The sequence below is a fragment of the Streptomyces sp. NPDC102360 genome, from assembly GCF_044766085.1.
In the GTDB taxonomy this organism is placed as follows: domain Bacteria; phylum Actinomycetota; class Actinomycetes; order Streptomycetales; family Streptomycetaceae; genus Streptomyces.
The window spans coordinates 198,072-223,757 of record NZ_JBIWLG010000013.1; the positions used below are offsets into that span (position 1 = coordinate 198,072).

26 protein-coding genes and 2 pseudogenes are annotated in these 25,686 nt (G+C 70.8%); 16 read left to right on the plus strand and 12 right to left on the minus strand.

Translation table 11 applies throughout. The annotated features are described in order from the left end of the window. The first annotated feature begins 157 nt into the window (after positions 1-157). The 3 genes from ACIRHA_RS36265 to ACIRHA_RS36275 are packed head-to-tail and all read left to right on the plus strand — an operon-like array spanning position 158 to position 3,742. Complete coding sequence (locus ACIRHA_RS36265) at positions 158-1,048, plus strand: alpha/beta fold hydrolase (RefSeq protein ID WP_403854813.1); 891 nt, start codon at positions 158-160, stop codon at positions 1,046-1,048. A gap of 19 nt (positions 1,049-1,067) precedes the next feature. Continuing rightward, a complete protein-coding gene (locus ACIRHA_RS36270; RefSeq protein WP_403854816.1) occupies positions 1,068-2,801 on the plus strand; it encodes a bifunctional 3-(3-hydroxy-phenyl)propionate/3-hydroxycinnamic acid hydroxylase in 1,734 nt (577 codons plus the stop codon). After that, on the plus strand, positions 2,798-3,742 hold the full coding sequence (locus tag ACIRHA_RS36275) for a 3-carboxyethylcatechol 2,3-dioxygenase (RefSeq protein WP_403854819.1): 945 nt from the start codon (positions 2,798-2,800) through the stop codon (positions 3,740-3,742). Before ACIRHA_RS36270 ends, ACIRHA_RS36275 begins: the two co-directional genes overlap by 4 nt. A 4-nt stretch (positions 3,743-3,746) precedes the next feature. On the opposite strand, the gene ACIRHA_RS36280 is transcribed toward ACIRHA_RS36275, so the two are convergent. The 3 genes from ACIRHA_RS36280 to ACIRHA_RS36290 all read right to left on the minus strand — a co-directional run bounded on the left by ACIRHA_RS36280 (position 3,747) and on the right by ACIRHA_RS36290 (position 6,671). Beyond that, positions 3,747-4,649, minus strand: coding sequence for a dioxygenase (locus ACIRHA_RS36280; RefSeq protein WP_403854822.1), 903 nt, complete (start codon positions 4,647-4,649; stop codon positions 3,747-3,749). After that, on the minus strand, positions 4,646-5,701 hold the full coding sequence (locus ACIRHA_RS36285; protein ID WP_403854825.1) for a maleylacetate reductase: 1,056 nt from the start codon (positions 5,699-5,701) through the stop codon (positions 4,646-4,648). Before ACIRHA_RS36285 ends, ACIRHA_RS36280 begins: the two co-directional genes overlap by 4 nt. Before the next feature lie 85 nt (positions 5,702-5,786). Continuing rightward, positions 5,787-6,671: an IclR family transcriptional regulator gene (locus ACIRHA_RS36290; protein WP_403854827.1), complete on the minus strand. Its 885-nt coding sequence runs from the start codon at positions 6,669-6,671 to the stop codon at positions 5,787-5,789. A gap of 138 nt (positions 6,672-6,809) precedes the next feature. Between ACIRHA_RS36290 and ACIRHA_RS36295 the strand changes: the two genes are divergently transcribed. Further along, positions 6,810-7,406 carry a nuclear transport factor 2 family protein gene (locus ACIRHA_RS36295; protein WP_403854830.1) on the plus strand — a complete coding sequence of 199 codons (597 nt, stop codon included), beginning with the start codon at positions 6,810-6,812 and terminating at the stop codon, positions 7,404-7,406. Positions 7,407-7,428: 22 nt separating this feature from the next. On the opposite strand, the gene ACIRHA_RS36300 is transcribed toward ACIRHA_RS36295, so the two are convergent. Next, a complete protein-coding gene (locus tag ACIRHA_RS36300) occupies positions 7,429-8,679 on the minus strand; it encodes an amidase (RefSeq protein ID WP_403854833.1) in 1,251 nt (416 codons plus the stop codon). Continuing rightward, positions 8,676-8,990, minus strand: a complete 315-nt coding sequence (locus ACIRHA_RS36305; RefSeq protein WP_403854836.1) for a hypothetical protein — start codon at positions 8,988-8,990, stop codon at positions 8,676-8,678. Before ACIRHA_RS36305 ends, ACIRHA_RS36300 begins: the two co-directional genes overlap by 4 nt. Before the next feature lie 182 nt (positions 8,991-9,172). Between ACIRHA_RS36305 and ACIRHA_RS36310 the strand changes: the two genes are divergently transcribed. The 5 genes from ACIRHA_RS36310 to ACIRHA_RS36330 all read left to right on the plus strand — a co-directional run bounded on the left by ACIRHA_RS36310 (position 9,173) and on the right by ACIRHA_RS36330 (position 14,548). After that, positions 9,173-10,375, plus strand: coding sequence for an acyl-CoA dehydrogenase family protein (locus ACIRHA_RS36310; protein ID WP_403854839.1), 1,203 nt, complete (start codon positions 9,173-9,175; stop codon positions 10,373-10,375). Continuing rightward, entirely contained in the window at positions 10,372-11,670 is a 1,299-nt protein-coding gene (locus ACIRHA_RS36315) for a Rieske 2Fe-2S domain-containing protein (RefSeq protein WP_403854841.1), read from the plus strand. The genes ACIRHA_RS36310 and ACIRHA_RS36315 overlap by 4 nt, the downstream gene beginning before the upstream one ends. After that, the gene (locus tag ACIRHA_RS36320; RefSeq protein ID WP_403854844.1) at positions 11,663-12,187 is read left to right on the plus strand and encodes an aromatic-ring-hydroxylating dioxygenase subunit beta; all 525 of its coding nucleotides are present in this window, start codon (positions 11,663-11,665) and stop codon (positions 12,185-12,187) included. The genes ACIRHA_RS36315 and ACIRHA_RS36320 overlap by 8 nt, the downstream gene beginning before the upstream one ends. Then, the gene (locus tag ACIRHA_RS36325; RefSeq protein ID WP_403854847.1) at positions 12,184-13,137 is read left to right on the plus strand and encodes a PDR/VanB family oxidoreductase; all 954 of its coding nucleotides are present in this window, start codon (positions 12,184-12,186) and stop codon (positions 13,135-13,137) included. The genes ACIRHA_RS36320 and ACIRHA_RS36325 overlap by 4 nt, the downstream gene beginning before the upstream one ends. 70 nt (positions 13,138-13,207) lie before the next feature. Continuing rightward, the gene (locus tag ACIRHA_RS36330; RefSeq protein ID WP_403854850.1) at positions 13,208-14,548 is read left to right on the plus strand and encodes an MFS transporter; all 1,341 of its coding nucleotides are present in this window, start codon (positions 13,208-13,210) and stop codon (positions 14,546-14,548) included. Positions 14,549-14,838: 290 nt separating this feature from the next. Here ACIRHA_RS36330 and ACIRHA_RS36335 read toward each other — a convergent pair whose 3' ends face one another. Next, complete coding sequence (locus ACIRHA_RS36335) at positions 14,839-15,774, minus strand: NmrA family NAD(P)-binding protein (RefSeq protein WP_403854853.1); 936 nt, start codon at positions 15,772-15,774, stop codon at positions 14,839-14,841. Positions 15,775-15,909: 135 nt separating this feature from the next. Between ACIRHA_RS36335 and ACIRHA_RS36340 the strand changes: the two genes are divergently transcribed. Next, positions 15,910-16,548 (plus strand): TetR/AcrR family transcriptional regulator, encoded by a 639-nt coding sequence (locus tag ACIRHA_RS36340; RefSeq protein ID WP_403854855.1) that lies wholly within the window; start codon positions 15,910-15,912, stop codon positions 16,546-16,548. Here the strand turns inward: ACIRHA_RS36340 and ACIRHA_RS36345 are convergent. Beyond that, positions 16,490-16,942 carry a GbsR/MarR family transcriptional regulator gene (locus ACIRHA_RS36345; protein ID WP_403854858.1) on the minus strand — a complete coding sequence of 151 codons (453 nt, stop codon included), beginning with the start codon at positions 16,940-16,942 and terminating at the stop codon, positions 16,490-16,492. The genes ACIRHA_RS36340 and ACIRHA_RS36345 overlap by 59 nt on opposite strands. Positions 16,943-17,076: 134 nt before the next feature. On the opposite strand from ACIRHA_RS36345, the gene ACIRHA_RS36350 reads away from it, so the two are divergent. After that, positions 17,077-18,642 (plus strand): GMC family oxidoreductase, encoded by a 1,566-nt coding sequence (locus ACIRHA_RS36350; protein WP_403854861.1) that lies wholly within the window; start codon positions 17,077-17,079, stop codon positions 18,640-18,642. A gap of 116 nt (positions 18,643-18,758) precedes the next feature. On the opposite strand, the pseudogene ACIRHA_RS36355 reads toward ACIRHA_RS36350, so the two are convergent. Both ACIRHA_RS36355 and ACIRHA_RS36360 read right to left on the minus strand, forming a co-directional pair. Beyond that, a pseudogene (locus tag ACIRHA_RS36355) lies at positions 18,759-19,107 on the minus strand (family 1 glycosylhydrolase); the annotation flags it as partial. A gap of 15 nt (positions 19,108-19,122) precedes the next feature. Next, positions 19,123-19,542, minus strand: coding sequence for an arsenate reductase ArsC (locus ACIRHA_RS36360; protein ID WP_403854864.1), 420 nt, complete (start codon positions 19,540-19,542; stop codon positions 19,123-19,125). A 159-nt stretch (positions 19,543-19,701) separates the two neighbouring features. Here ACIRHA_RS36360 and ACIRHA_RS36365 point away from each other — a divergent pair, with 159 nt between their 5' ends. Together ACIRHA_RS36365 and arsB are read left to right on the plus strand one after the other, a co-directional pair. Then, on the plus strand, positions 19,702-20,013 hold the full coding sequence (locus ACIRHA_RS36365; RefSeq protein WP_403854867.1) for an ArsR/SmtB family transcription factor: 312 nt from the start codon (positions 19,702-19,704) through the stop codon (positions 20,011-20,013). Beyond that, on the plus strand, positions 20,013-21,119 hold the full coding sequence (gene arsB, locus ACIRHA_RS36370; protein ID WP_403854870.1) for an ACR3 family arsenite efflux transporter: 1,107 nt from the start codon (positions 20,013-20,015) through the stop codon (positions 21,117-21,119). The genes ACIRHA_RS36365 and arsB overlap by 1 nt, the downstream gene beginning before the upstream one ends. 4 nt (positions 21,120-21,123) lie before the next feature. Here arsB and ACIRHA_RS36375 read toward each other — a convergent pair whose 3' ends face one another. Beyond that, on the minus strand, positions 21,124-21,495 hold the full coding sequence (locus tag ACIRHA_RS36375) for an ArsR/SmtB family transcription factor (RefSeq protein WP_403854872.1): 372 nt from the start codon (positions 21,493-21,495) through the stop codon (positions 21,124-21,126). Between the two features lie 197 nt (positions 21,496-21,692). On the opposite strand from ACIRHA_RS36375, the gene ACIRHA_RS36380 reads away from it, so the two are divergent. Then, positions 21,693-22,109, plus strand: a complete 417-nt coding sequence (locus ACIRHA_RS36380) for an ArsI/CadI family heavy metal resistance metalloenzyme (RefSeq protein ID WP_403854875.1) — start codon at positions 21,693-21,695, stop codon at positions 22,107-22,109. 163 nt (positions 22,110-22,272) lie between these two features. Here ACIRHA_RS36380 and ACIRHA_RS36385 read toward each other — a convergent pair. Together ACIRHA_RS36385 and ACIRHA_RS36390 are read right to left on the minus strand one after the other, a co-directional pair. Beyond that, positions 22,273-22,602: pseudogene (locus ACIRHA_RS36385) on the minus strand (MerR family transcriptional regulator); the annotation flags it as partial. 46 nt (positions 22,603-22,648) lie between these two features. Beyond that, complete coding sequence (locus ACIRHA_RS36390) at positions 22,649-23,578, minus strand: LysR family transcriptional regulator (protein ID WP_403854877.1); 930 nt, start codon at positions 23,576-23,578, stop codon at positions 22,649-22,651. A 140-nt stretch (positions 23,579-23,718) separates the two neighbouring features. Between ACIRHA_RS36390 and ACIRHA_RS36395 the strand changes: the two genes are divergently transcribed. Further along, positions 23,719-24,723 (plus strand): fumarylacetoacetate hydrolase family protein, encoded by a 1,005-nt coding sequence (locus ACIRHA_RS36395; RefSeq protein WP_403854880.1) that lies wholly within the window; start codon positions 23,719-23,721, stop codon positions 24,721-24,723. After that, the gene (locus ACIRHA_RS36400) at positions 24,720-25,682 is read left to right on the plus strand and encodes a cyclase family protein (RefSeq protein ID WP_403854883.1); all 963 of its coding nucleotides are present in this window, start codon (positions 24,720-24,722) and stop codon (positions 25,680-25,682) included. The genes ACIRHA_RS36395 and ACIRHA_RS36400 overlap by 4 nt, the downstream gene beginning before the upstream one ends. The last annotated feature ends 4 nt before the right edge of the window (positions 25,683-25,686 follow it).

The following is a 25,686-nucleotide window of genomic DNA, read 5'->3' on the forward strand; positions in this document are numbered from 1 at the left end:
GGGCCGGGAGGGCAGTGTCTCCCGGCCCCGTTCGGCGTGGCCGCACGGCTACCGCGTACCGGCCGGGCACCACGGACGGCCTGCTGGGGAACCCTTGACATTCCTTCCGGGCAGGCGTTCCATCATTTTCGCTGGTGTGTAAATAACGCTCGCCAGCGTGCACATACAGAACGAGGAGTCGGGTCACATGTCCCTCACCAAGGAAGCCGCCGCGCACGACATCGCCCTCCCGTCGGGCCTGCGGATGCGCTACTACGAGGCCGGGCGGGCCGGCGCCACGCCGGTCGTGCTGCTGCACGGGTCCGGTCCCGGCGCGACGGGATGGTCGAACTTCTCGGGCAACATCGGCGACATCGCCGCCGCCGGATTCCATGTCGTCGCGCCGGACATGCCGGGCTGGGGCGACTCCGACGCCCAGGCGACCAAGGACATGGACCACGACGCGACCCTCGTGGAGTTCCTCGACGCACTGGGCCTTACGAAGGCCGCTCTCGTCGGCAACTCGATGGGCGCCCACACCGCGGTCCGTTTCGCCACGCTGCACCCCGAGCGGATCACCCACCTGGTGACGATGGGCGCCTCGCTCGGCCGCGGCCCCGCCTCCCTCTTCGGTGCGGGCGACGGCCCCAGCGAGGGCCTGAAGGTCCTCGTCAAGGCGTACAAGGACGCGAGCCCGGAGAACATGCGGGCGCTCGTCGAGATCATGACGTACGACAAGGCGCGCTTCGCGACACCCGAGCTCACCCGGGCCCGCTCAGAGGCGGCCCTCGCCCGCCCCGACCACCTGGAGAACTACGTCGAGGGTCTGGCGCACGGCGCCCCCATCCCGATCAAGGTCGACCGCGACCTGATCCCCGGCATCGGGACACCGACCCTGCTGATCCACGGCAAGGACGACCGGGTGCTGCACTACGAGACCAGCCTGTGGCTGCTGGCGAACATCCCCAACTCCCGTCTCGTACTGCTCAATCGGTGCGGGCACTGGGCGATGATCGAGCACGCCGCCGAGTTCAACCGCCTCGTCATCGACTTCCTGTCGCACAACTGAACCGGACGGACCCCGCACCATGAGCACTCTTGACACCGACGTCGTTGTCATCGGAGCCGGACCCGTCGGCCTCACCCTCGCCAATCTGCTCGGCGTCCGCGGGCACCGGGCCACCGTCCTGGAAGCCCGCCACGACCTGATCGACTACCCGCGCGGCGTCGGACTCGACGACGAGTCGATCCGCACCCTGCACACGGCGGGCCTCTGGGAACGGGTTCAGCCGTTCACGGTCCCGCACCACGTGGTGCGCCTGGTCAACGGCGCCGGCCGGGTCCTCGCCACCAACAACCCGAGGACCCAGGAGTTCGGTTACCCGCGCAAGCACGGATTCGTCCAGCCGCTGGTCGACAAGGAACTCGCCGCCGGACTCGACCGGTTCCCCGACACCGAACTGCGCTTCGCCCACAGGGTTGTGGGCCTCGCCGACCACGGCGACCACGTCACCGTCACCGCCGAACAGCTCGACGCCGAGGGCGAGGTCACCAGGACGGTCACCCTCACCGCCCGGTACGCCGTCGGCTGCGAGGGCGGCAGCTCCTTCACCCGCAAGTGGATGGGCGTGGAATTCGAGGGGAAGTCGCCCTCGACCCGCTGGGTGGTCGTCGACGTGGCCGACGACCCGATCGGCACCCCGTCGGTCTACCTCGGCGCCGACCCGCGCCGCCCGTACGTCTCCATCGGCCTGCCGCAGGGCATCCGCCGCTGGGAGTTCATGCTCCACGACGACGAACCGACCGAACGGTGCGACGACCCGGCGTTCATGCGCTCCCTGCTCAGGCACCACGTCCCCGACCCGGCGGCCCTGAAGGTCATCAACCAGCGCACCTTCACCCACCACGGCCGCATCGCCTCCGACTTCCGCAAGGGCCGTGTCCTCCTCGCGGGCGACGCCGCGCACCTGATGCCGGTCTGGCTCGGCCAGGGCTGGAACTCCGGGATCCGCGACGCGACGAACCTGGCGTGGAAGCTCAGCGCCGTCCTCGCGGGCGACGCGGGCGACGCCCTCCTGGACACGTACACCGAGGAACGCCGCAAGCACGCCTCCGACATGATCGATGTGAACATGGCGGCGGGCACGGTCATGAAGATGGGCCGCTTCGGAGGCACGGTGCGCGACGTCGCCGCGTCCGCGCTCAACCTCGTGCCGAAGTGGAAGTCGTACTTCACCGAGCTGCGGTTCAAGCCCATGCCGCGCTACGCCGCCGGTGTCGTGGTCGACCAGGCCACACTCACTCCCGGCGGGGCGCGAGCCGGGTTCAAGCACGGTGGCCGCCTCGCCCCGTTCATCGACTCGGCGGGCGAACTCTCCCCGGTGGGCCTGCAGTTCATCCAGCCACGCGTCACCACCGCGGACGCCACGAACATCCTGCTCGACGATGTCACCGGCGACTGGTGGACGCTCGCCACCTGGGGCACCGACCCGACGGCCCACCTCACCGAGGCGGACCTCGCGCTCGTGCGCCGCCACCGGATCAAGCTGGTCTCGTTCGTTCCGGAGACCCAACGACCTTGGGTGGAGCGGCAGTTCACGAACTCGCCGGCCCCCGTCACCGTCGTCGGCGACAGCACCGGGGCGCTCAAGGACTGGTTCGACGTCCGCGCCTGCGGCCTGGTCGTGCTGCGCCCCGACCACTTCGTGGCCGCGGCCTGCCTCGCCCGCCAGGCGTCCCGGGCGCTCGCCGCCCTGTGCGCCGCGGCGTCGCTCACCACCGAACCCGTCAAGGAACCGGCCCCGGAAGGAGCCCCGGCATGACCGTCGCCCTCGTCACCATGTCGCACAGCCCGCTGCTGGAGTTCGCCGACCCGCCCGCCGACGTGGCCGACGCCGTCCAGGGCGCCTTCTCCGCCGCGCGCACCTTCGTCGAGGAGTACGACCCCACGCTGGTCGTCTCCTTCGCGCCGGACCACTACAACGGCTTCTTCTACGACCTGATGCCGCCGTTCTGCATCGGGTACGAGGCCCTGGGCGTCGGCGACTACGGCACCACCGCAGGCCCGCTGAACGTGCCGACCCGGCGCGCCGAGGAACTCGCCCAATGGGTCGCCGAACGTGACATCGACGTGGCCGTCTCCCGCCGCATGGAGGTCGACCACGGCGCGATCCAGCCGCTGGAGATCCTCTTCGGCGGCATCGACACGGTGCCGACCGTGCCCGTCTTCGTCAATGGCGTGGCCGAGCCCTTCGTGACGATGCGCAGGGTGCGCCGGCTCGGCGAGGCCATCGGCGGCTTCCTCGCCGGCCTGGAGGACGAGCGTGTCCTCGTCCTCGGCTCGGGCGGACTCTCCCACGACCCGCCGGTCCCCCAGTGGGCCACCGCCGACGACACCGCCCGCGCCATGCTCCTGAGCGGCCGGCACCCCACGGCCGCGGCACGCGACGCCCGCCAGCAGCGCGTCATCGACACCGCGAAGGCCTTCGCCGCGGGCACCGCTCCCATCCAGGACCTCAACCCCGAGTGGGACCGGGCCCTGATGGCGGCGCTCGCCTCCGGCGACCTCTCCCCCGTGGACGCGATGACGCCGCGGCAGATGGCGAAGGACGCGGGCAACTCCGCGCATGAGGTACGCAGTTGGGTCGCGGCGTTCGCCGCACTCGGCGCTGCGGGCCCGTACGACGTGACGTACTCCTTCTACCGTCCGATCAAGGAGTACATCGCCGGGTTCGGAGTGATGACGGCGCGTACCGCGGGGTGAGCCCTCAGGCCCGCGCGGGCGCGAGGACGATGTCGAAGCGCGCGCGGGACCAGGGACCCTGGACGGTCCGGCCGTCCGGCGTGGGGGCGGCGGCGGGCTGCCGTTCGAAGTCCTTCACCAGGGACTCCCTGACGCCGAACACCGCGTCAGAGCAGAGGAGTTCGTCGCCCCGCACGAAGATGTGGGTCACCAGCGTGCGGCAGTCCTCGTGGTCGACCTTGAAGTGCAGGTGCGAGGCCCGCATCGGCGAGCGGCCCGCCGACTCCAGCAGCTCCCCCACCGGTCCGTCGTGCGGGATCGGATACGGCGTCGGGGTGACCGCCCAGAAGCGGAACTCTCCGTGGGAGTCGCTGAGCAGGTGGCCGCGCGCGGCAGTCCGGTGGTCGTCGTACTGGACGTCGTAGTGGCCGGTCTCGTCCGCCTCCCACACCTCGATGCGGGCGCCCGCGAGTGGTGTGCCTGAGGTGTCGGTGACCGTGCCCTCGACCCAACAGGGTTCGCCGGGCGCGCCGGCGGAGATGTCACCACCCAGGGGGACAGCGGGAGAGTCCTCCACGAAGAAGGGGCCGAAGACGGTGGCCTCGGTGGCGTCGCCGTGCGCCTCGTTGTTGACGGTCACGGTCTGCATGGACGCGCCGAGGACGTCGGACAGGAGGATGAACTCCTGGCGGCGGTCGTCGGTGAGGTGGCCGCAGCGGGTGAGGAAGTCGATGGCCCGGTTCCACTCCTCCTCCGTGAGCCGGACCTCGCGGATGCAGGCGTGCAGATGACGTACGAGGCTGCTCAGCAGCTCCCGCAGCCGCGGGTCGGGGCAGTCGTCGAAGGAGGCCGTGACGCTGTCGACGAGTTCTGTCTCGCGGCTCTGCTGTTCGGGGCCGGGGATCGGACGGGTTGCATGGGTGGTCATCGGGGGACGTCTCCTTCCCAGGCCGCCCGCAGCAGTGCGCTGAGCCGGTCCCGGGTCACGGGGGCGGGGTTGCCTTCCGGCACGGCGGCGAGCACGGGGTCCACCGCTTCGGCGATGCCGCGCTCCGGCATACCGAGCTCCTTGAGCGATGTCGGTGCGTCGAGGCGGGCGTAGAGGGCGGCCAGGCCCCCGGTCGCGGTGGGCGCGCCGAGCGCGGTGGCGATCCTGCGCTCGGCCTCGGGGGCGTGCGGCGCGTTGAGCGCCAGGACGTGCGGCAGGACGACGGCGTGGGTCCGCGCGTGCGGGAGGTCGAAGCGTCCGCCCAGCACATGGCAGATCTTGTGGTGCAGGCCGGATCCGGCGGAGGCGAAGACGACGGCGGCCAGGTAGGCGCCGTAGAGCATCTGCTCGTGGCCCGCCGACCGGGCGGGGTGCGCGGCGACTTCGGGCAGGCCGCCGCTGAGCGCGCGGGCCGCCTCTTCGGCCAGGGCGCGGTCGATGGGGTCGGCGCGCGGCCCCCACATCGCGTCGACGCAGTGCGCCAGGGCGTTGAGACCGCTGGCGACCGCCAGTTCGGCGGGGAGGGTACGCAGGAGCGAGGCGTCGTAGACGACGGTGGCCGGGAGTACCGCGGCGTCCACGCCGGTGGTCTTGACGCCGTCCCGGGTCAGCCCCCAGACGTTGGTGGCCTCCGAGCCCGCGTAGGTGGTGGGGACGGCGACGATCGGCAGTCCGGTGGTGAGGGCGACAGCCTTGGCGAGGCCGGTCGCCGAGCCTCCTCCGACACACACCAGGGCGTCGGCTGCGTGCTCCCGCGCGGCCGTGCGCGCCCGCTCGGCGGCCTCGACCGGGACGTGCTCGACCACCTCGCCGTGCACCCGCGCCCCGGCGAGGCGCTCGGCGAGCGCCGTGGCCAACGCCGCGGCGGACGGGCCCGCGACGATCAGGACCCGTCCCGATCCGAGCCGGGCCACTTCGTCGACGACGGTGCGGACGGCCTCGCCCGGCGCGAACACGGCGCGCTGCGCGGGGGTCTCGTGTGCGAACTTCATTCCGCACATACTGCCCGCGCCGAGGGGGCGGAGCAGTGTGTCAGTCCGCTGGCCGGACCGATGGGCCGTGTCACCCGGCCCGCTCTCAGCCCGCCATGCCGACACCGGGACGGGCGTCCGTACGATCCGCACGGTCCGTACGGGAGGAGTCCTGCCGGTACAGCCCGCGGCCGATGTCGGCCGCCGTAGCCAGCAGCGCGTGGACGAGCTGCTGGTCGTCGCGGCGGTCGGCCGGGACCGTCGCGGAGATCGTGCCGATGACCCGGTCGCCCCCGAAGTACGTGATCGGGACGGCGAAGCTCTTGTAGCCGTGCATGCACGACTCCCGTTCCTGGGCCCACCGGCGGGAGCGGATCTGCGCCAGCTCGGCGCGCAGCGCGACCGGGTCGAGCCGGTCGGAAGCCGGCAGGCCCTCGGCGCGCTGCGCCTCGAGGTCCGCGATCACGTCCTCCTGGTCGTCGCTGTAGGCCAGCAGGACCCGCCCGGAGACGGTCAGCACCCGGGACACGTTCGATCCCACGGCCGCGACGACGGCGGCCTCCCGGCGCCCGCCGAGCCGTTCCAGGTAGCAGCAGTCGGTGCCGTGCGGCACGGCCAGGTGGACGACGGCTTGGGTCGCGGCCCGCAGGTCCAGCATCGCCGGGCGCGCGACGGCGCGCAGATGCGCGGGGCCGGGGACGAGGCGGCCCAGCTCGAAGATGCGCCAGCCGAGCTGGTACCCGTCCGGGGTGCGGCTGAGGTAGCCGAGTTGGACGAGCTCGGTTCCGAGCCGGTGCACGGTCGCCTTGGGCACGCCGGAGCGGCGGCTGAGCTCGCTCAGGCCGAGGCAGGTCGAGCCGGAGGAGAAGGCTCCCAGCACCAGATGCGCCTTGCCGAGCACGGAGCTCATGTGTGGTTCGGGGGCCGTGGACCCGGCTCCCGGGGCGGGCTGCTCCTCGGTGTCGAGTTCTGCCTGGGCGCTCGCGCGCATACCGCTTCCCCTCGCCGATTCCAATGAACAGGGACGATTGTTCAAACTTCTTGAACAGCTTGGCAACCCCCAGCGGCATCGATCCGCCCAGCGGACCGAGCGGTTCCCTCCGGGACGCGCGGCCGGGAGGCTGCCGACATGAGCAGCCAAGACACCATCGCCACCCTGGTCGAGCGCATCGAGGTCCTGGAGGGCGAGGCCGACATCCGCCGCCTCCAGGCCCGTTACATGTTCCTGTGCGACACACCGTGCCCGGAGTACGGGGTGGAAAGCGACGAGCAGCGCATCGAGCTGATCCTCGACCTCTACGCCGACGACGCCATCTGGGAGGGCGTCGGCGAGTACTACGACAGCCAGTTCGGCCGGGCCGAGGGCAAGGCGGCGATCCGCGCGCACTTCAGCCGCTTCTGGCCGAAGGACCAGGACCCCAAACTGCTCCTGAACGCCCACTGGCTCACCTCGGAGCAGATCCATGTGCACGGCGACGAGGCCGACGGCCAGTGGATCCACTTCCAGCCCTGGCTCTTCGAGGACGGCAAGTCCCTGGTCCGCGCCAGCCGGCTCAACAACGCCTTCCGCAAGATCGACGGCGAGTGGAGGATCACCCGGACCCGGACCGAGAACGTCGCCATCGCCGACCTGCCCGACTTCTTCGCCGGTAGCTATCCGAAGCAATCCGTGCTGCTCAAGGCGCCTGGCACGAACCACACCAACGAGCACGCCGCCGGCGCCTGAAGCCCTCTCACCTGAAGCCTTCTCACCCGTTGAGGCGCCGCTCCACCCACACCGCGGCACGCAGGGCTGCCGACTCGGATTCCGCGATCACCTGGAGCCCGAGCGGCAGCCCTGCCGCGTCGCGCAGCCCCGGCACGGCGACCGCTGCCAGTCCGAGGGCCTGCCAGGAGCGGCTGAGTACGGGATCGCCGGTGGCGTCGAGCCCCTGCGGAGCCGCGCCGGGCGCGGCCGGGCCGAGCACCGCGTCGAACCGGGTGAGGAGCGCGGCGAGTTCGGCGCGTGCGGCGGAGACCAGGTGGCGCGCGGCGCGGTAGTCCGCGTCCGTCGTGTCGGCGCCGGTGCGCAGCAGCCCGGCGAGGGGCGCACTGAGGCGGTCGGCCTGCTCCAGTTCGGCGGAGCGTTCGCGCGCGGCCTCGTAGGCCATCACCACCGGGTGCGCCGCGGTCACTTCGGCGATCAGCGTCTCCAGCGGGAAGGCGTCGATCTTCGCGCCGCGGTCGGTGAGCCGGGCCTCTGTGGAGGCGAGCGCCGCCCCCATCTCGTCGGACACTACTCCCAAGGGGGCGGCGTTCCAGAGCGCGAGCCGCGGGGTGCCGTGCTCGGCGCGGGCCGGGTCCGGCCGGCCGGTCAGAGCGGCCCACGCGAGGGAGACGTCGGCGGCGGTGGCCGCGTACACGCCGTGTGCGTCGAGGCTGGGGCTGAGGCCTGCTACGCCCTCGGTGGACAGGTGCCCGTGGCGCAGGACGAGCGAGGCGACCCCGCAGTACGCGGCCGGCCGGGTCACCGATCCCGCGGTCTGGGAACCGATGGCCAGCGGGACCTGCCCGGCGGCGACCGCCGCCGCCGAACCGCTGGAGGAACCGCCGGGTGTGTGCCCCAGGTTGGCGGGGTTGCGGGTCGGTCCGGGCGCGAAGAAGGCGAACTCCGTGGTCACGGTCTTGCCCACCGGGATCGCACCGGCCGCCCGCCATGCCTCCACGACGGGGGCGTCCCGCTCGGCGGGGCCCGCGTCGGCACGCAGCACCGAGCCGCACCGGGTGGGCAGCCCGGCGAGGTCGATGATGTCCTTGACGCCCATCGGGACGCCGCCCAGAGGGCCGCCGGACACGGCCGCGGGGGTGTCCTCGAAGGCCACCCAGGCGCGTACCTGCTCCTCGGTCCGTGCGATGCGGTCGCGGCTGCGCCGCAGGGCCGCCGCGGGCGTGGTCCGCCCCGACCTCAGGTCGGCGACGAGTCCGCTCAGGGACCAGGGCTGCCGGACGGTGTCGCTCACTTGGTCCCCCGCTGTACGTCGGTCGGTGTGTCGGTCCCCCACTGCGCGTCGGCCTCCCAGAAGTCCATGCCGCCCGCGCTCACACCGTGGCGCCAGTCGGAGGTGCGCCGCAGGGCGGGTTCGACCCGGGCGGTCTCCTCGTCCGCCGCGTCCGGGCCGTCCTGGGGAACGCCCCAGTGCACCCAGCCGAGTTCACGCCCCGCCGCGTCGCGGACGAACAGGTCGACGTGCTTCCACCCGTAGCCGTGGTTGTCGTTGTAGCAGGTGAGGGTCATCCGCGGGGCGCGGTCATCCGGCTCTTGCTCTTCCATGCTCGGCCACTCCTCCTTTGGGGTCGTGCCTGTGGCGGCGGGTCCGTTCCGCCACAGGATCCGACCACATCGCCCTCCCGGTTCCGCCGCATCGGTCCACTGACCGGTCCGACCCGTCGCATCGGCACACCCGATGGCTGAGCATCCCGTTGGGCCTCGAACGCGAGCCGGAAGGAGCCGACATGGGTGACACCCCCGAGCCGACAGCGGGCACGAAGTGGCAAGCGGTGCTTGCGGAGCTCACCGAACGACGGGCGGAGTTCAACGCCCAGGGGTACGTCCCCCGGGACTTCATCGAGAAGCTCATGCCGTTCGGTGTCTACCGGCACGCCACCCCGATCCGGTTCGGGGGAAGCGTGCTGCCGCCCCACCGTTTCCTCAGGCTCGTCGAGGAGGTGGGCCGTGTCGACGGGTCCACCGCCTGGGTGGTGGGCTTCGCGTCCGCCAACACCTACCTCGGCGCGCTCCCCGTGGAGACGCAGAAGGAGATCTACCGCGAAGGACCCGATGTCGTCGTGGCCGGTGGCCTGTTCCCGATGCAGAGGGCCGAGCGGACCGCGAACGGCTTCCGGGTGAGCGGCCGGTGGAAGTTCGCCAGCGGCTGCATGGCCGCCGACTACATCAACGTAGGCCTGTTGGACGAGTCGGCGGACGGGCAGCCCCGTGCGGCCCTGCTCCCCGCCGATCAGGTCACCATCGTCCAGGACTGGGACGTCAGCGGGATGCGCGCCTCGGGGTCTTTCGACACGGTGCTCCAGGACGTCGAGATCCCGCTGGAGTGGACGTACATCCGCGGCGGCGCCGCACAGATCGACGAGCCCCTCTTCCGCTACCCCCTGCTGGCGTACCAGGCGCAGTGCCATGCGGCGATCGGGCTCGGCGTGGCCCTGGGCGCCCTCGACCACGCGCGGCGCTCCGGCTCCTACCGGGGCATCACGGGCGCGCCGCCGGTCGGCGAACGGGCCTACTACCGAACGGAGTTCGCGCGGCAGTACGTGGCGCTTCAGTCGGCGCGCAGCTACTTCCTGGACGTCGCGGAGGAGGTGTGGGAGACGGTCGACGGCGGGGAAGCGGCGAGCGCGGAGCAGGTCGCGCGGATCCGTCTCAGCGCCGTCCACATCGCCGACACCGCCGCCCAGGTCGTCCACGACCTGTCCAAGGTGTCAGGGGCGGCGATCATCCAGAACTCCCATCCGCTGAACCGGATCCGCCTCGACGCCCAGGTTCCCCAACTGCACGCCTCACTCAGCCAGCACATCTACGACGACGCCGGGGCCGTCCTGCTCGGCCTGGACCCGACCGCCCCCGGCTTCCTGGGCCCCGAGAACCCCCGTGGTGACCGGGACCGCCCCAGGAGCGGCAACACCGAGGAGAAGACAGCATGACCATCGAGTTCACCGCGGCGAACATCCATCAGCTGGAGCCCGCCGATCTCGTCCAGGAGGACCGCGTCGCCGCGCGGGTCTACACCGACCCGGAGATCTTCGAACGCGAGATGACCGAGATCTTCGAGAAGACCTGGATCTGGGTGGCGCACGAGAGCGAGCTGCCCAAGCCGGGCAGCTTCAAGTCCACCTACGTGGGCCGCAATTCGGTGATCGTCACGCGGGACCGCAAGGGCGCCATTCACACTCTGGTCAACCGCTGCCGGCACCGCGGCGCCAGCCTGTGCGAGAAGCCGCGCGGCGAGGCCAACGGCTTCACCTGCCCCTACCACGCCTGGTCGTACGGCCTGGACGGGCGGCTGCGCGGCATCCCCTACCCCGACGGCTACGAGGGGGTGATGAGCAAGGACGAGATGGGCCTGCACAAGCTGCGCACCGAGAGCTACCAGGGGCTGATCTTCGCCACCTTCGACCAGGACGCCGAGCCGCTGGAGGAGTTCCTCGGCGATGTGCGGCAGTGGGCCGACCGGTTCATGAAGCAGGGCGGCGGTTTTCCGCTGAAGGTGCTCGGCACGCACCGCTTCAGGTTCCGGGGCAACTGGAAGATCCAGCTGGAGAACACCACCGACGGCTATCACTTCCCGATCGTGCACCGCTCCTGGATGAGCTCGGTGGACGGGGAGACGGCCGACATGCTGAGCTTCATGACCGACCCGGCCTCCACCTGCCAGGCCCTCGGCAACGGGCACAGCGTGATGCACATGGTGCCGGCTCACATGGATCTCGACGCGGACGACGGCAGCGAGCCCCTGCAACCCCGATTCGACGGTCTGGTCGCCGAGTTGGAGCAGGGCGGGGCCGACGAGGCGCGGATCCGCAAGCTGGTCCGCGCGATGCACGGCACCGGTTCGAACCTGAACCTGTTCCCCAACGTCGGCCTGTCCTCGGCGTTCTTCCGGGTGCTGCGCCCGGTGAGCGTCGACGAGACGATCATCGAGCACGTCGCGCTCGGCATCGACGCCCCCGACGAGATCGCGGGACCGATCCGCCGCGAACGTCTGCGCATCCACGAGCACTTCCAGGGCCCCTTCGGTTTCGGCACCCCCGACGACTCCGAGGGCTGGGACCGCGTCCAGCGCGGCGCCCGGGCCTGCCCGGAGATGCCGATCATGGTGAACCGCGGCCTGAAGCGTGAGACCGAGGCGCCCGAGGGCTGGGCCACCTCGCACAGCACCGACGAGACCGGTATGCGGGCCGCGTACCGGATGTGGAAGAAGATGATGAGCAATGGCTGACACCGCCACGATCCCCAGCGCCCCCACGGCCACCCTCTCCGACCCGCGCGTCGTGCGGGCCATCGAACTCGCTTGGCACGAGGCCGACTTGCTCGACCGCAAGGAGTACCGGGCCTGGAACGAGCTGTACGCCGAAGACGGCATCTACGTGATCCCGCTCGATGCCACCACCGAGGACTTCGACGACCAGCTGAACATGGTCTACGACGACGCCCGGATGCGGGCCATGCGCGTGGCACGCCTCACCGAGGGCTACGCCATCGCGGCGGTCGACTCGGCCAGGACCGCACGCACCGTGTCACGCTTCGTGGCCGTGGAGACCACCGACGAATCGGTGTCGCTGCGCGCGGCCCAGGTCGTGGTCGCCTATAAGCGGGGCAGCCACCAACTGTGGGCCGGGGACGTCGAGTTCACGGTCCGGTTCGGCACGGACCGCTCCGGGGACCGGATCGTGCGCAAGGTGATCCGGCTGGTGGACTCCGAGGACGCCGTGCCCGCCGCGGGGTTCCTGCTGTGAGCGTCGCCGTCCAGGTGTCCGAGATCGTGGAGGAGAGCGCGGCGGTCCGCTCCCTGCGGCTGCGCAGGGCCGACGGCGCCGCGTTCGGGCCCTTCGCCGCGGGCGCGCACATCGATGTGACCGGCCCGACCGGGGTCCTGCGCCAGTACTCGCTGGCGGGGGACCCGGCCGACCGCTCGTCCGTCCTCATCGCCGTGAAGCGGGAGGACGAGTCCAGGGGCGGCTCGGCCGCGCTCCACCGGGCGGCGGTCGGCGACGAGTTGACGATCGGCCCGCCGCGGAACCTGCTGGGCATCGCCGAGGGCGCCGACCGGCACCTGCTGGTCGCCGGGGGCATCGGCGTCACTCCGCTGCTGAGCATGGCCTACGAACTCCACCGCCGCGGCGCCGACTTCGCGCTGCACTACTTCGTACGCTCGCGCGCCGAGCTCGCCTTCGGCGACCTGCTGGAGCGCCGCGCCGAGTTCCGCGACCGGGTCACCCTCCACATCGGCCGGCCACGGGAGGAGCAGCCCGGTATCCTTCGGCCCTCGGCGGCCACGTTGAGCGCCGCCAGTCATGTCTACACCTGCGGGCCGGTCGGCTTCATGGACCAGGTCACCGCGGTCTTCGCGCCGGTCGTGGGCGAGGCGCAGGTCCATGTCGAGCACTTCTCGGCGGAGCCGGTCGACACCTCGGACGACACACCGTTCACCGTGGAGCTCGACACCGGTGAGGAGTTCGAGGTCCCGGCGGACCGCACGATCCTGTCCGTGCTGGAGGAAGCGGGCATCCCGGTCGGCAAGTCCTGCGAGGAGGGCATCTGCGGCTCGTGCGTCTCCGGTCTGCTGGAGGGCACCGCCGACCACCGCGACCACTGCCTGTCCGCGGCCGAGCACGCGGCGGGCACGGAGATCGCCCTCTGTGTGTCACGGGCACGCTCCGAGCGATTGCGTATCGAACTGTACTGACCGCCGACCGGCGGCACACCGCCCTCCGAGTACGTGCCCCAACTCCCCTGACAGGCCCAGAGGTTCACACATGACCGAGCAGATATCGGCGGCGGCCACCACGGGTTCGCCACCGCCGCCCCGCAGCGGCATCGTCCGCATCGCCATCGCCAGTGGGCTGGGCACGTCCCTGGAGTTCTACGACTTCGCCATCTACGGGACGGCGACCACGCTGGTCCTCACCGACACCTTCTTCAAGACCGACGACGCCTGGTTCGGCACCTTCCTCGGTCTCGCGACCTTCGCCATCGGCTTCCTGATGGCGCCGCTCGGCGCCGCCGGGTTCGGCTGGGTCGGAGACCGGTACGGCCGGCGCTTCGCGCTGCTGCTCACGTTCATCGGCATGGGCGCGGCGACCGTCCTGATGGGTGTGCTGCCGACCTACGCCCAGATCGGTGTCGCGGCGCCACTGCTCCTGGTCGTGCTGCGGATGGGGCACGGCCTGTTCCGTGGTGGTGAGACCGGCGGCGCGGCCGCGCTTGCCATCGAGCACGCCCCTGATGACAAACGGGCCAGGTACGGGGTGTTCGTCGCCCTCGGCTCGCCGTTCGGGACGATCATCGCCAACCTGGCGTTCGCCGCCGTGCTCTTCCTGCCGGACTCCAGCATCGAGTCCTGGGGCTGGCGACTGCCCTTCCTCGCCGGTGGTGTGGCCATCGTCATCGGCGTGTGGATCCGCCGGGGCGTGGCGGAGAGCCCGGTCTTCCAGCAGATGGTGCGCGAGGAGGGCGAGACACTCAAGGACCGGCGCCCGGTGGCCGACGTGTTCCGCTCCAACTGGCGCCGGGTGCTGCTGGCCGCTGGTGTCAACATCGGCCTGAACTCCTGCACGTTCGCGCTGGTCACCTTCATGATGTCCTACGCGACGTCGGCCGCGCCGGACGGTCTCGGGCTGCCCCGGCAGGCGGTGGTCAACGCCAGCACGCTGGGCCTGCTGGTGCACGCGGCCAGCAACGTCCTCGGGGCGTGGGCCTCGGACCGGTTCGGCCGGCGACCGGTCATGTTCGCCGGGGCGCTCTCGTCGCTGGTCGCGGCGCTGGTCATCTTCCCGATCGCCGGCGCGGGCACCGTCGGCGCCCTCACCGTCGCGCTGATGCTCGGCTTCGCGACGACCGGGCTGCTCTTCGGCCCGATGTACACCTTCTTCACCGAGCTCTTCCCCCGTGACCAGCGGCAGTCCGGGATGGGCATCGCCTTCCACCTCGGCGCCGTTCTCGGCGGCGGCATCTCCCCGCTGATCGCGAACCGGATCATCGCCGCGACCGGGGACGCGGTCAACGTCGGCTACTACCTCGCCGGAACCTGCGTGCTGTCCCTGGTGTGTCTGATGGCCCTGCCGGAGACGGCTCCCCGGGCGCTGCTCAAAAGGTAGCGGGCTGCCCGAGGTCCTGTCCCGTTCGGCCGGTGTCAGGTCCGCGATCCGGCCCGCTGCCGCGTCGCACCACCGCGCGGGTGCGGGGCGAGTGCCGGGTGAGCTCGGCGACGGCGGTGATGCCGTCCCCGGGCAAGCGGATGTCGAGGAGGGCGTCGTCGAAGGTGTGGACCCGGCAGTTCGTCACTCCCCCGCAATGCCCCGAACGCGGCCGGCACACTCTCCGTACCCACGTCCTCGGCAGGCGGGCCACCCGGCCGGCCCCCATGGGACCGCTCACCCACTGGCCCCTAACGCAGGTTCTCCCGCGCCCAGTCCTCGAAGCGCGTCAGTGGCAGGCCCAGCGCACGCGCGAACTCCGGGCGGCCCGGCTGGCCCGCGGCGTTCATGAAGGCACCGGAGGCTCCCATGGGCGGCATTCCGGCGGCGAGGGCCTGCTCCAGGGTCAGGTCCGGCGCGGTGATCGGCCGGTCGAGGACGCGGCTGAGGATCTCGGCGACCTCCGCCATCGACCGGTATTCACTGGCCAGTTCGAGCTCCACCTCGTGGAAACGGTCCGGGTCCGCGAGGGCGGCGGCGGCCGCGGTGCCGATGTCGGTGACCGCGGTGAGGGAGAGCCGGGTATCGGGCTTGATGAGAGTGATCAGGCCGCCGTCGATGCCGTGCGGGAAGAGGTAGGCCATGGACGGGAGCAGGTTCTCCATGAAGAAGCCCGGCTTGAGGAGGGTCCAGCGCGGGAAGCCGGCCTTGCGGACCAGGTCCTGGATGGCGGCCTTGGTGTCGAACGTCGGAGCCATGAAGTCCCAGTGGCCCTCGGCCCAGCCGGGGACCTCGGTGTGCTGACCGGCGCCGGTGACGGAGGTGTGCACGAACTGCTCCACCCCGGCCGCCCGGGAGCCTTCGACGAGGTTGGCGGCCTGGGTCAGCTCGTTGTCGAAGTCGACACCCTCGGCGGTGAAGAGGGGCATCTGGACCGAGAAGACGGCGCGGGCGCCCTCGGCCGCGTGCGTCACGGAGGCGCGGTCCAGGAGATCCCCGGTGACGAGCCGGGCCCCGAGCGCGGCGACGGCGCGGGCCCGATCGGTGGCGGGATCCCGGACCAGTGCGCGTACGGGAACACCGGCGGCGAGCAGCGCACGGGCGGTGGCGCCGCCCTGCCGGCCGGTGGCGCCGGTGACGAGCACGGGGGCGGGTGTGAGTGACGGGGTGCTGGGCGGGGTGGGCATGCGAGGACTCCTTCGGCGTAAGGACGTACGGCCGACCGCGGGCAGGCGTCGACCACGGTAAATGGCGGGGCCCGCCATTTATATTCGGATACGATATGGCGGGCCCCGCCACTTAGCAATCCTGGAGCTGATCACATGGTCGAGCGGCAGCGCGCCGACGCCCGGCGCAACTACGAGCGGATCCTCGCCGTCGCCGAGGAGGAGGTCGCCGCACGGGGTGCGGAAGCCTCGCTGGAGCAGATCGCACGCGTGGCCGGGGTCGGCTCGGCGACCGTGCGCAGACACTTTCCGACCCGGCGGGCGCTACTGGAGGCCGTCTCGCGACAGCGGATCGAGGCACTGAGCGCACGGGCACGAGAACTCGACGGCCGAAGCGGCGAGGACGAGAAGGGCGCCCGCCGGAAGGGCGAGGGCAGGCAGGCACTGCTGGAGTGGCTGGGCGAGGTGGTCGCCTACTGCGTCACCGCACGCGGACTTGCGGCAGCCCTCTCGTACGACGAGGGGCACGACCCGGTGGGGGGCAACTCCTGCGCGGCGGCGCTGATCGAGGCAGGAGAGCCGCTCCTGCGGAGCGCCGCACGGGAGGGCGCGGTGGCACCGGCGGTCACGGTCGAGGACCTGATCACCGTTGCCGTCGGCCTCGCCCTCGCAACGGAGCACCACCCCGAGCCGGCGGCTCGCGCCGACACACTGCTCAGGCTTGCGGTGGCGGGGATCAGCCCCGAGCCAGCTGCCGGTACTCGTCGAGCAGACACCGCAACTGCCGCACCATGAAGTCGTAGTACGTGTACATGTCGCGCAGCCGCGCCTGCTGCGCCTCCGGCATGTCGACTCCCTGCTCCAGCGCGGTCCGGGCAAGTTCGAGCAACTGCTCGGTCTGCGTGAGCTGGTGCTGGAGGCAGCCACTCCACGCGTCGTCGCGCCAGACGTAACCGGCCTGGCGCACGCCGGGCACCTTGACCCGTTCGACCGTGCCGTTCGCGATGAGCAGGCGGGTCATCTCCGACGTCGAACCCTTACTGGCCCCGAGCCTCACCTGGAGTTCCGACAGCGTCATGGGGTCGGGGCTGAGCATCAGAACGCCCGCCAGCCGCCCGGCGATCGGCGGCCATCCCATCGCCCGCCCGATCCGCCGGCCGAAGTCCTCGACCAGCGGCCCGTCATCCATGGCTGGCGACACCGATCCTCCCCGTACGGAAAAAACTGAAAATTCATTCTTGACTGAACTTTCCTGGTGCGTCAGATTACCAGCATCCGCACAGGAGTCTCCGGTGCGTGACACTCCCGCATCAAGGAGGAGCGATGGCACAGCACGTTCGCGACCTGATCGTCGTCGGTGCGGGCTCCGCGGGTGCGGCGCTCGCCGTCCGCGCCGCCGCTCGCGGCCGGCGGGTCCTCCTGCTGGAGGCGGGTCCCGACTACCGGTCGGCGCAGATGCCGGAGGCGTGGCGCTCCCCCAACCCCGTGGTGGCCCTCATGGATCCCGCGGCCGCGGAACATCTCGTATGGACCGGCCTGAACTCCTCGCGCACCGAGAAGCAGCCGCAGGTCCCGTACTGGCGCGGCCGCGGGGTGGGCGGCAGTTCGTCCGTCAACGGCCAGATCGCGATCCGCCCCCCGATGGCGGACTTCGAGGAGTGGGCCCGCCTCGGCTGTACCGGCTGGGCGCCCGATGACGTGCTGCCGTACTTCGCGAAGCTGGAGGACGACGAGGAGTTCGGCGACGAGACCTACCACGGGCGCGGCGGGCCGACCCCGATCCACCGGACCCCGAAGGACGCCTGGGGAAGCGTCGACCGGGCCCTGGCCGACTCGGCGCTCGCGGCGGGGTTCGGCTGGGCCCCCGACGTCAACTCCCCCGGCGCCACCGGCCTTTCGCCGTACCCGATCAACTCCCGCGACGGCCGCCGCGTCAGCGTCAACGACGCCTATCTCGAACCCGCACGCGAACTGCCCGGCCTCACCATCCGCGGCGACGCGCTGGTGGACACCGTCCTCTTCGAGAACGACCGCGCGGTCGGTGTGCGCGCGGTGATCGACGGATCCGTCGTCACCGAGTACGCGGACGAGGTGATCCTCAGCGCGGGAGTCATCCACTCCCCCGCGATCCTGCTGCGCTCGGGCATCGGACCCGCCGAACAGCTGCGGGCGCTGGGGATCGAGGTGCGCCAGGACCTTCCGGTCGGTGTCGGCATGCAGGACCACGCGATGACGGTGCTCTCGCTGCCGTTGCGGGCCGAAGCAGTCATCACGTCACCGCACGACCGGCACACCAACGTCTGCGTGCGCTGGTCCAGCGGTTCGGGTACGCACACCGACGACCTCATGTTCGTCTCGCTCAACCAGAACGTGCTGGCCATGGCGACCGCGAACACCCAGGCGCACGCGGGTGCCTTCGGTGTCTGGCTGAACCGGACCCACTCGCGCGGTGAACTCACCCTCGTCTCCACCGACCCCTCGGCACACCCGTACGTCGCCCAGCGCATGCTCTCCGACGCGCGCGATCTCGCCCCGATGCGGGAAGGTGTGCGCGCCCTCGTCGAGTTGAGCGGCAGCGCCGGGACGGCCGCCGTCCTGGGCGGATCGGTCGAAGAGGCGAACGGCCCGCTGTTCGCGGCCCTGGCGGACGACAGCGCCCTCGACGACCACCTGCTCGCCACGGTCATCGACGCCCAACACGGCACGAGCACCTGCCGGATGGGCGCGCCCGGCGCCGCGGGGACGGTCGTCGACCCGGCGTGCCGGGTGCAGGGTGTCCGGGGACTGCGGGTCGTGGACGCCTCGATCTTTCCGTCCGTGCCGAGGGCCAACACCAATCTCGCCGCCATCATGACCGGCGAACTCATGGCCGACCGTCTCGACGCCTGACACCGCCCGTCACGCACGGCGTCCCGTACCGAACGGAAACGGCCTCCACCGGGGAAGCCCTCGCGCGGTGCACGGCGGCGAGGTGCTCGCGGACGTAGGCGATACGTTCCGGGTCGTTGACGTCGCGGTGAGCGACGCGGGGTCCTTCAGCAGGTCCTCGGGGTACTCGCCCCGCAGCATCGGCCCGGTGAAGACCCGGTTGGCCGGCGCGTCGAAGCGCCGGGCGGCGTCCGTGTCCCCGGCAGAGCCGGCCAGCGGGCGCACATGGTGCACGTTGAGTGTCACCGACACCTCGGCGGCCGGGCGCAGTTGCGAGCGCAGTGCCTGAACGGCCAGGCCGTGTCCCAGGTTGAGGTGATGGGCGGCGCGCAGGGCGGCGACCGGCTCGGTGCGGCCGGGGGCGTGCACGCCGGACGCGTAGCCGAGGAAGGCGCTGCACCAGGGCTCGTTGAGGGTGGTCCAGGTGTCGAAGGGCAACGGTTACTTCGCGCCGATTTCGGCGATCAGCGCCTCGACGCGGGTCTTGATCTCGTCGCGGATGGGCCGGACGGCCTCGACGCCCTTGCCGGCCGGGTCTTCGAGGGCCCAGTCGAGGTACTTCTTACCGGGGAAGACCGGGCAGGCGTCGCCGCAGCCCATGGTGATGACGTAGTCGGATGCCTGGACCGCCTCCGCGGTCAGCACTTTCGGCTCGGCGGCGGCGATGTCGACGCCGACCTCACGCATGGCCGCGATGGCGGACGGGTTGACCTGGTCACCGGGGATCGAGCCGGCGGAGCGGACCTCGACGCGGCCCCCCGCCAGGTGGTCGAGGAACCCGGCGGCCATCTGCGAGCGGCCCGCGTTGTGCACGCAGACGAACAGCACGGAGGTGAGCGGAGCGGAGGGGGCGGTGGGCATGGCTCTTCCTTTACGGGTGGCGAGTCGGACCCTCTGCGGGTGGCGGGGCGGGCCGCTCGAGCGATCAGCCCGGACCGACATCGCCCCAGAGCGGCGCCACGTCACAGCGACATCAGTCCCGAGTGGTATCAGTACAGAGTGATGTGACACTATCAGCCCATGATGACGTCAGTCGACACTGACCTGATCCGAGTCCTCGCCGACCCGCTCAGGCTCAAAATCGTGAATCTGCTCGCCCACGAGACCTTGTGCACGACACACCTGGTCGAGGAGACCGGGGCCAGGCAGACCAACCTCTCCAACCACCTCAAGGTCCTGCGCGAGGCGGGTGTCGTGGACACGGAGCCCTGCGGCCGGTTCACGTACTACCGGCTCAGGCCGGACGTCATCACCGCTCTGGCCGGCCAGTTCACCGAGCTGGCCGAGACCGCCCGCACCACCATCGACACCGACCGCAAGCGAGCCTGCTGATGACGACGACGGACCCCGGCAGCAGGACTCCCGCGCAGGCGGGGACCGCCGACGCCTCGATCGTCGCCAAGCTCTCCACGCTTGACCGCTTTCTCGCCGTGTGGATCCTGCTGGCCATGGCGGTCGGCCTCGGGCTCGGCCGCCTGATCCCCGGCATGAACGACGCCCTCGCCAAGGTCGAGATCGGCGGCATCTCGCTGCCGATCGCCATCGGCCTGCTCGTGATGATGTATCCGGTCCTCGCCAAGGTCCGCTACGACAAGCTGGACACGGTCACCGGCGACAAGAAGCTGATGGTGTCGTCGCTGGTCATCAACTGGATCGTCGGCCCGGCGGTGATGTTCGCCCTCGCATGGATCTTCCTGCCGGACCTGCCCGAGTACCGCACCGGCCTCATCGTCGTCGGGCTCGCCCGCTGCATCGCGATGGTCATCATCTGGAACGACCTGGCGTGCGGCGACCGCGAGGCCGCCGCCGTGCTGGTCGCCCTCAACTCCGTCTTCCAGGTCGTCGCGTTCAGCCTCCTCGGCTGGTTCTACCTCGACCTGCTGCCGCAGTGGCTCGGCCTGGGCGACGGCCAGGGCCTGGACGTGTCCGTGTGGCACATCGCGCTGAACGTGATCGTGTTCCTGGGCATCCCACTGGTCGCCGGATTCCTGACCCGCCGTATCGGCGAGAGGAGGCTTGGCCGAGACCGCTACGAGTCCAACTTCCTTCCCAGGATCGGACCTTGGGCGCTGTACGGCCTGCTCTTCACGATCGTCATCCTCTTCGCCCTGCAGGGCGACGCGATCACCTCGGAGCCGGTCGACGTCGTCCGGATCGCGCTGCCGCTCCTGGTCTACTTCGCGGTGATGTTCTTCGGGAGCTTCCTCCTGGGCAAGGCACTCGGGATGCCCTACGACCGCACGGCGACACTCGCCTTCACGGCCGCGGGCAACAACTTCGAGCTGGCCATCGCGGTCGCCATCGCCACCTTCGGCGTCACCAGCGGCCAGGCACTGGCGGGTGTCGTCGGCCCGCTGATCGAGGTGCCCGTCCTCATCGGACTCGTCTACGTGGCCCTGGCCTGGCGCAAGAGGTTCACACCCACCGCACCGGTATAAGCGTTCAACCGGCGGGGCGCAGCGCCAGCAACTGCCCCATGCCCGCCAGCACCGACGGCTCGACCCGGTAGTACACCCACGTCCCCCGCCGCTCGGAGGCGAGCAGTCCGGCGTCCTTGAGCTTCTTCAGGTGGTGGGAGACGGTCGGCTGGGAGACACCGACGTCGGAGATGTCGCAGACACAGGCCTCCCCGCCCTCGTGGGAGGCGACGAGCGAGAACAGGCGCAGGCGGACCGGGTCGCCGAGCGCCTTGAACATTCGGGCCGCCGTCTCCGCCTCGTCGGAGGTGAACGGCCGCTCCGTCAGCGGCGGGCAGCAGGGCGCCGCGTTCTGGCCGTCGGCCTCGATGAGCGGCAGCACCTTCGTCTTCGACATCCATCTATGTTCACACACGTCGAATCAAGAGGGCGAGAGCGAACCCCCTCCATGAATTCGACAAACGTCTATATTGACGTCCACCGAAACAGGTGCGACGCTGACCGGGCAAGCCATCGACAAACGTCGAAACAAAGAAGAGGGGCGGCTGCTGACATACGTCGGACCCACCCCACACACCCGCCAGGAGGCACGCCATGTCCCGCGTCCAACTCGCGCTCCGCGTACCGGACCTGCAAGCGTCCATCGCCTTCTACAGCAAGCTGTTCGGCACCGAACCAGCCAAGCTCCGCGACGACTACGCCAACTTCGCCATCACCGAACCACCGCTCAAGCTCGTCCTGATCGAAGGCACCGCAGAGCAGACGAGCCGCCTGGACCACCTCGGCGTAGAAGTCGAATCCACCGAACAGGTTCACGCGGCGACCGCTCGCCTCGCGGAGGCAGGACTGACCACCACGGAGCAGAACGACACCACCTGCTGCTACGCCCTCCAGGACAAGGTCTGGGTGCACGGCCCCGGCCAGGAACCCTGGGAGTTCTACGTGGTCAAGGCCGACGCAGCCGCCGAGACCGCCGAACCGGCGGCCGCCGCAGGCGACAGGTGCTGCTGACCGACTACCGACTGAGCCTGACGCACAGAGCCTCGATGAACCAGGCGAACACCGGCGCCAGGCTCGGCTGGACCGGCCATCCGTTGATCATGGCCAGGAGCCGCCAATAGCGTTCCGTGCGGGGGTCGTTGGCGACCCCCAGGCGCGTCAGCAGCCAGCGGCGCCGCTTGGCCACCGCTCTCAGCACCGCACGCCGCAGGCGCAGGGTTCGGATCTGCACGTCCAGAGCGTCCGCGTGCGCGGTCGCGACCTCGGGTACCGTGATCTCCCGGTCGAGGACCTGCCGGATGACGGCGAGTTCCAGTCCCAGATCGCGCAAGGTCCGCACCAGATCCAGACGCGCGAGCGCATCGATGTCGTAGCGCCGGTAGCCCGCCGGGCTGCGGTCGGTCGACGGCACGATTCCCGTGTCGGAGTAGAACCGAATGGCCTTCACCGTCAGCCCGGTCCGCCGGGCCAACTCCCCGATCGTGCAAAGCGTGTCGCCGTCCATGCCCCCACCTTGGCGTCTCCCCTTACAGGAGACTCAAGTACTCAAGTCAGAGGAGATCCGGAGTGTCCGGCACTGCCGTCAGTCGCCCTCCGACCCCCGCCGCGGTCTCGCGCAGCCAGATGTGGGCGGCGTCGTGGGTGTGCACCGGGTGCCACCACATGGCTTCCTGCAGGGGGACGGCCTCGTACGGTGGATCCACGACGCGGACGGCGGTGATCGGCGCCATCAGCCGGGCCAGGCGGGCCTGGACGAGGGCGATGCGACGGGTGCCCGCCACCAGCAGGGGCAGCAGCTGGAAGCTGTCGACGGAGACCTCCACCTGCGGTTCGATGCCGAGCATGCCGAGCTGGCGGACCGCCGGGGCGTCGTAGGTGCGCTGGTACGTGACCCAGGGCAGGGTCGCCAGGTCCCGCAGGGTCAGCCGGCCCTCGAGGCTCGGGTGGTTCTCGGCGACGAGGAAGACCCAGCGGTCGTCGTAGAGATCGGTGGCGGGGAAGTCGCTGATGACGCCGTGCGGCATGAGCAGTCCGTCGACCGCGCTGAGCAGCGTCGCCGTGTCGTCGACGACGGTGGGCGGGGTCTGTGTGAAGCGCAGCCGGATACCGGGAGCCTCCTCGTGCACGACGCGGGCGAGTTCGGTGCCGAACACGGAGACGGCGTAGTCGGACGCCACCAGCCGGAACTCGCGGGACTCCTCGGCCGGGTCGAAGTCGGCCTGGCTGGCGAAGAGCCGCTCCAGGACGTCATAGGCGGTGGACGTGCGGTCGAGCAGCACCTGGCCGAGCGCCGTCAACTCGTAGTGGCCGCCGACGCGGGCGAGCAGGTCGTCGTCGAAGTGCCGGCGCAGCCGGGACAGGGCCGCGCTCATCGCGGGCTGGCTCAGGCCGACGCGCTCCCCGGCACGTGTGACGTTGCGCTCCTCCAGGAGGGCGCGCAGGGCCACCACGAGGTTGAGATCCAGGCGGGCCAGATTCACGAGTTCCTCTCCTTGCACATTGTCTCATCGCACCGTTCTGACCAGGGTATATCTGTCCGGCGGATGCTTCTCATCCACACAATCTATTTCCCTGATCACGGGTACCGGGTCCAGATTGGACCCACCGCAATCAGGAGGACATGTCCGTGAAACCCGCCCCCGCATCCCCGCTCTTCGCCGGCCCCTTCGCGCTCGCGACCCTCTCGGCTCCGGATGGACCGGCCTTCCCCGCGCTCGTCACGGCCGACGCGTCCGTCGCGGATCTGCGCATCGCCTTCGGCGACGACCAGTTGACGACGCGCCGGCTCCTGGAGGACTGGCCGACAGCACTGCCCCGACTCCGGGCTCTGGCGGACGAGAACTCGGCGGAGCGCAGCCCGCTGGCCGACTTCCGTGTGCATGCCCCGGTCGAGCCGCGCCAGGTGCTCCAGTCCGGAGCCAACTACCGGCAGCACGTCATCGACCTCCACGTCGCGCACCGCACCCCCGGCGACGAGCGCCCCGAGGAGGAGCGGCGCGCGGAGGCCGCCGAGATCATGGACCGCAGGGCGACCGAGGACCTGCCGTACGTCTTCATCGGCCTGCCGAGCGCCATCACGGGCCCCTACGACGATGTCGTACTGCCCGCGTGGGCCGAAAAGCCGGACTGGGAGCTGGAGTTGGCGGTCGTCATCGGCAGGCCCGCCCACCGGGTGTCGGTCGAGGAGGCGCTGGAGTACGTCGCCGGTTACACCATCGCCAACGACCTAACCGACCGGGCCACCGTCTTCCGCCGGGACATGCCGCAGATCGGCACGGACTGGCTGCGCAGCAAGAACGCGCCCGGGTTCACGCCGCTGGGCCCGTGGATCGTGCCCGTCGAGTCGATCGCCGACACCGGTGACCTGCGGCTCACCCTGAAGCTGAACGGCGAGACGATGCAGGACGAGTCCACCAAGGACATGATCTTCAACGTGGCCCGGATGGTGTCCTACGCCTCCCAGAGCTCCCAACTCCTGCCCGGAGACCTGGTGTTGACCGGCTCTCCGGCCGGCAACGGCATGCACTGGGGGCGCCTGCTGCGCGACGGCGACGTGATGGACGGCTCCATCACCGGGCTCGGCGCCCAGCGCACCCGCTGCGTCGCCGAGGAGGTGACGTCGTGACCCTGAACAGGAACGATCCCGAAGGCGCGATCGCCGAGGCCGCCAAGTCGTACTCGAACTGGGGACGTTGGGGCGAGGACGACCGCCTCGGCACCCTGAACTTCCTCGACGAGGCGAAGCGCCGCGAGGGCGCCGCACTCGTCCGCCGGGGCGCCAGCTTCTCCCTCTCCCAGCGCTTCGACATGAACGGCCCGCAGAAGGGCTGGCGGCGCCGCACCAACCCCGTGCACACCATGCTCGACACCGGCGTCGACGCGGCCCTCGCCAACCAGGGCTTCCCGCACGGCATGGGCGGCGCCGACGACGTGATCGCCATGCCACTGCAGTGCTCCACCCAATGGGACGGCCTCGGCCACATCTTCGACCACGGCAAGGCGTGGAACGGTCGGCCGGCCGAGCAGGTCGTCACCTCCGAGGGCGATCTGGTCACCGGCATCGAGCACATGGCGCCGTACGTCGCCGGGCGCGGCGTCCTCCTCGACGTGGGCCATGTCGTAGGCGCCGACGGCGAGTTGCCGGACGCCTTCGCCATCACCGAGGAGCATCTGAGCGCGACCGCCGACGCCCAGGGGGTACGGGTCGGGCGCGGCGACATCGTCCTCGTACGCACCGGGCAGCTCGCGCGGGCACGTCGGGACGGCTGGGGCGACTACGCGGGCGGCCCGGCCCCCGGCCTGTCGTTCACGTCGGCCGGCTGGCTGCACCGCACCGAGATCGCCGCGATCGCCACCGACACCTGGGGCTTCGAGGTCAGGCCCAACGAGTTCGAGCACGCCTTCCAGCCGCTGCACCAGGTCGCCATCCCCAACATCGGCCTGCTCATCGGCGAGATGTGGGACCTGGACGCGCTCGCCGCGGACTGCGCGGCCGACGGCGTGTACGAGTTCTGGCTCACGGCCGCGCCCCTGCCGATCACGGGCGCCGTCGGCTCGCCGGTCAACCCCGTCGCCGTCAAGTAGCCCC

Coding starts and splice junctions, on each gene's coding strand:
- ACIRHA_RS36270 (WP_403854816.1), top strand. CDS start 1,068: ATGAGCACTCTTGACACCGACGTCGTTGTCATCGGAGCCGGACCCGTC.
- ACIRHA_RS36275 (WP_403854819.1), top strand. CDS start 2,798: ATGACCGTCGCCCTCGTCACCATGTCGCACAGCCCGCTGCTGGAGTTC.
- ACIRHA_RS36280 (WP_403854822.1), bottom strand. CDS start 4,649: ATGACCACCCATGCAACCCGTCCGATCCCCGGCCCCGAACAGCAGAGC.
- ACIRHA_RS36285 (WP_403854825.1), bottom strand. CDS start 5,701: ATGAAGTTCGCACACGAGACCCCCGCGCAGCGCGCCGTGTTCGCGCCG.
- ACIRHA_RS36290 (WP_403854827.1), bottom strand. CDS start 6,671: ATGCGCGCGAGCGCCCAGGCAGAACTCGACACCGAGGAGCAGCCCGCC.
- ACIRHA_RS36295 (WP_403854830.1), top strand. CDS start 6,810: ATGAGCAGCCAAGACACCATCGCCACCCTGGTCGAGCGCATCGAGGTC.
- ACIRHA_RS36305 (WP_403854836.1), bottom strand. CDS start 8,990: ATGGAAGAGCAAGAGCCGGATGACCGCGCCCCGCGGATGACCCTCACC.
- ACIRHA_RS36310 (WP_403854839.1), top strand. CDS start 9,173: ATGGGTGACACCCCCGAGCCGACAGCGGGCACGAAGTGGCAAGCGGTG.
- ACIRHA_RS36315 (WP_403854841.1), top strand. CDS start 10,372: ATGACCATCGAGTTCACCGCGGCGAACATCCATCAGCTGGAGCCCGCC.
- ACIRHA_RS36320 (WP_403854844.1), top strand. CDS start 11,663: ATGGCTGACACCGCCACGATCCCCAGCGCCCCCACGGCCACCCTCTCC.
- ACIRHA_RS36330 (WP_403854850.1), top strand. CDS start 13,208: ATGACCGAGCAGATATCGGCGGCGGCCACCACGGGTTCGCCACCGCCG.
- ACIRHA_RS36335 (WP_403854853.1), bottom strand. CDS start 15,774: ATGCCCACCCCGCCCAGCACCCCGTCACTCACACCCGCCCCCGTGCTC.
- ACIRHA_RS36340 (WP_403854855.1), top strand. CDS start 15,910: ATGGTCGAGCGGCAGCGCGCCGACGCCCGGCGCAACTACGAGCGGATC.
- ACIRHA_RS36345 (WP_403854858.1), bottom strand. CDS start 16,942: ATGGATGACGGGCCGCTGGTCGAGGACTTCGGCCGGCGGATCGGGCGG.
- ACIRHA_RS36350 (WP_403854861.1), top strand. CDS start 17,077: ATGGCACAGCACGTTCGCGACCTGATCGTCGTCGGTGCGGGCTCCGCG.
- ACIRHA_RS36360 (WP_403854864.1), bottom strand. CDS start 19,542: ATGCCCACCGCCCCCTCCGCTCCGCTCACCTCCGTGCTGTTCGTCTGC.
- ACIRHA_RS36365 (WP_403854867.1), top strand. CDS start 19,702: ATGATGACGTCAGTCGACACTGACCTGATCCGAGTCCTCGCCGACCCG.
- arsB (WP_403854870.1), top strand. CDS start 20,013: ATGACGACGACGGACCCCGGCAGCAGGACTCCCGCGCAGGCGGGGACC.
- ACIRHA_RS36375 (WP_403854872.1), bottom strand. CDS start 21,495: ATGTCGAAGACGAAGGTGCTGCCGCTCATCGAGGCCGACGGCCAGAAC.
- ACIRHA_RS36380 (WP_403854875.1), top strand. CDS start 21,693: ATGTCCCGCGTCCAACTCGCGCTCCGCGTACCGGACCTGCAAGCGTCC.
- ACIRHA_RS36395 (WP_403854880.1), top strand. CDS start 23,719: ATGTCCGTGAAACCCGCCCCCGCATCCCCGCTCTTCGCCGGCCCCTTC.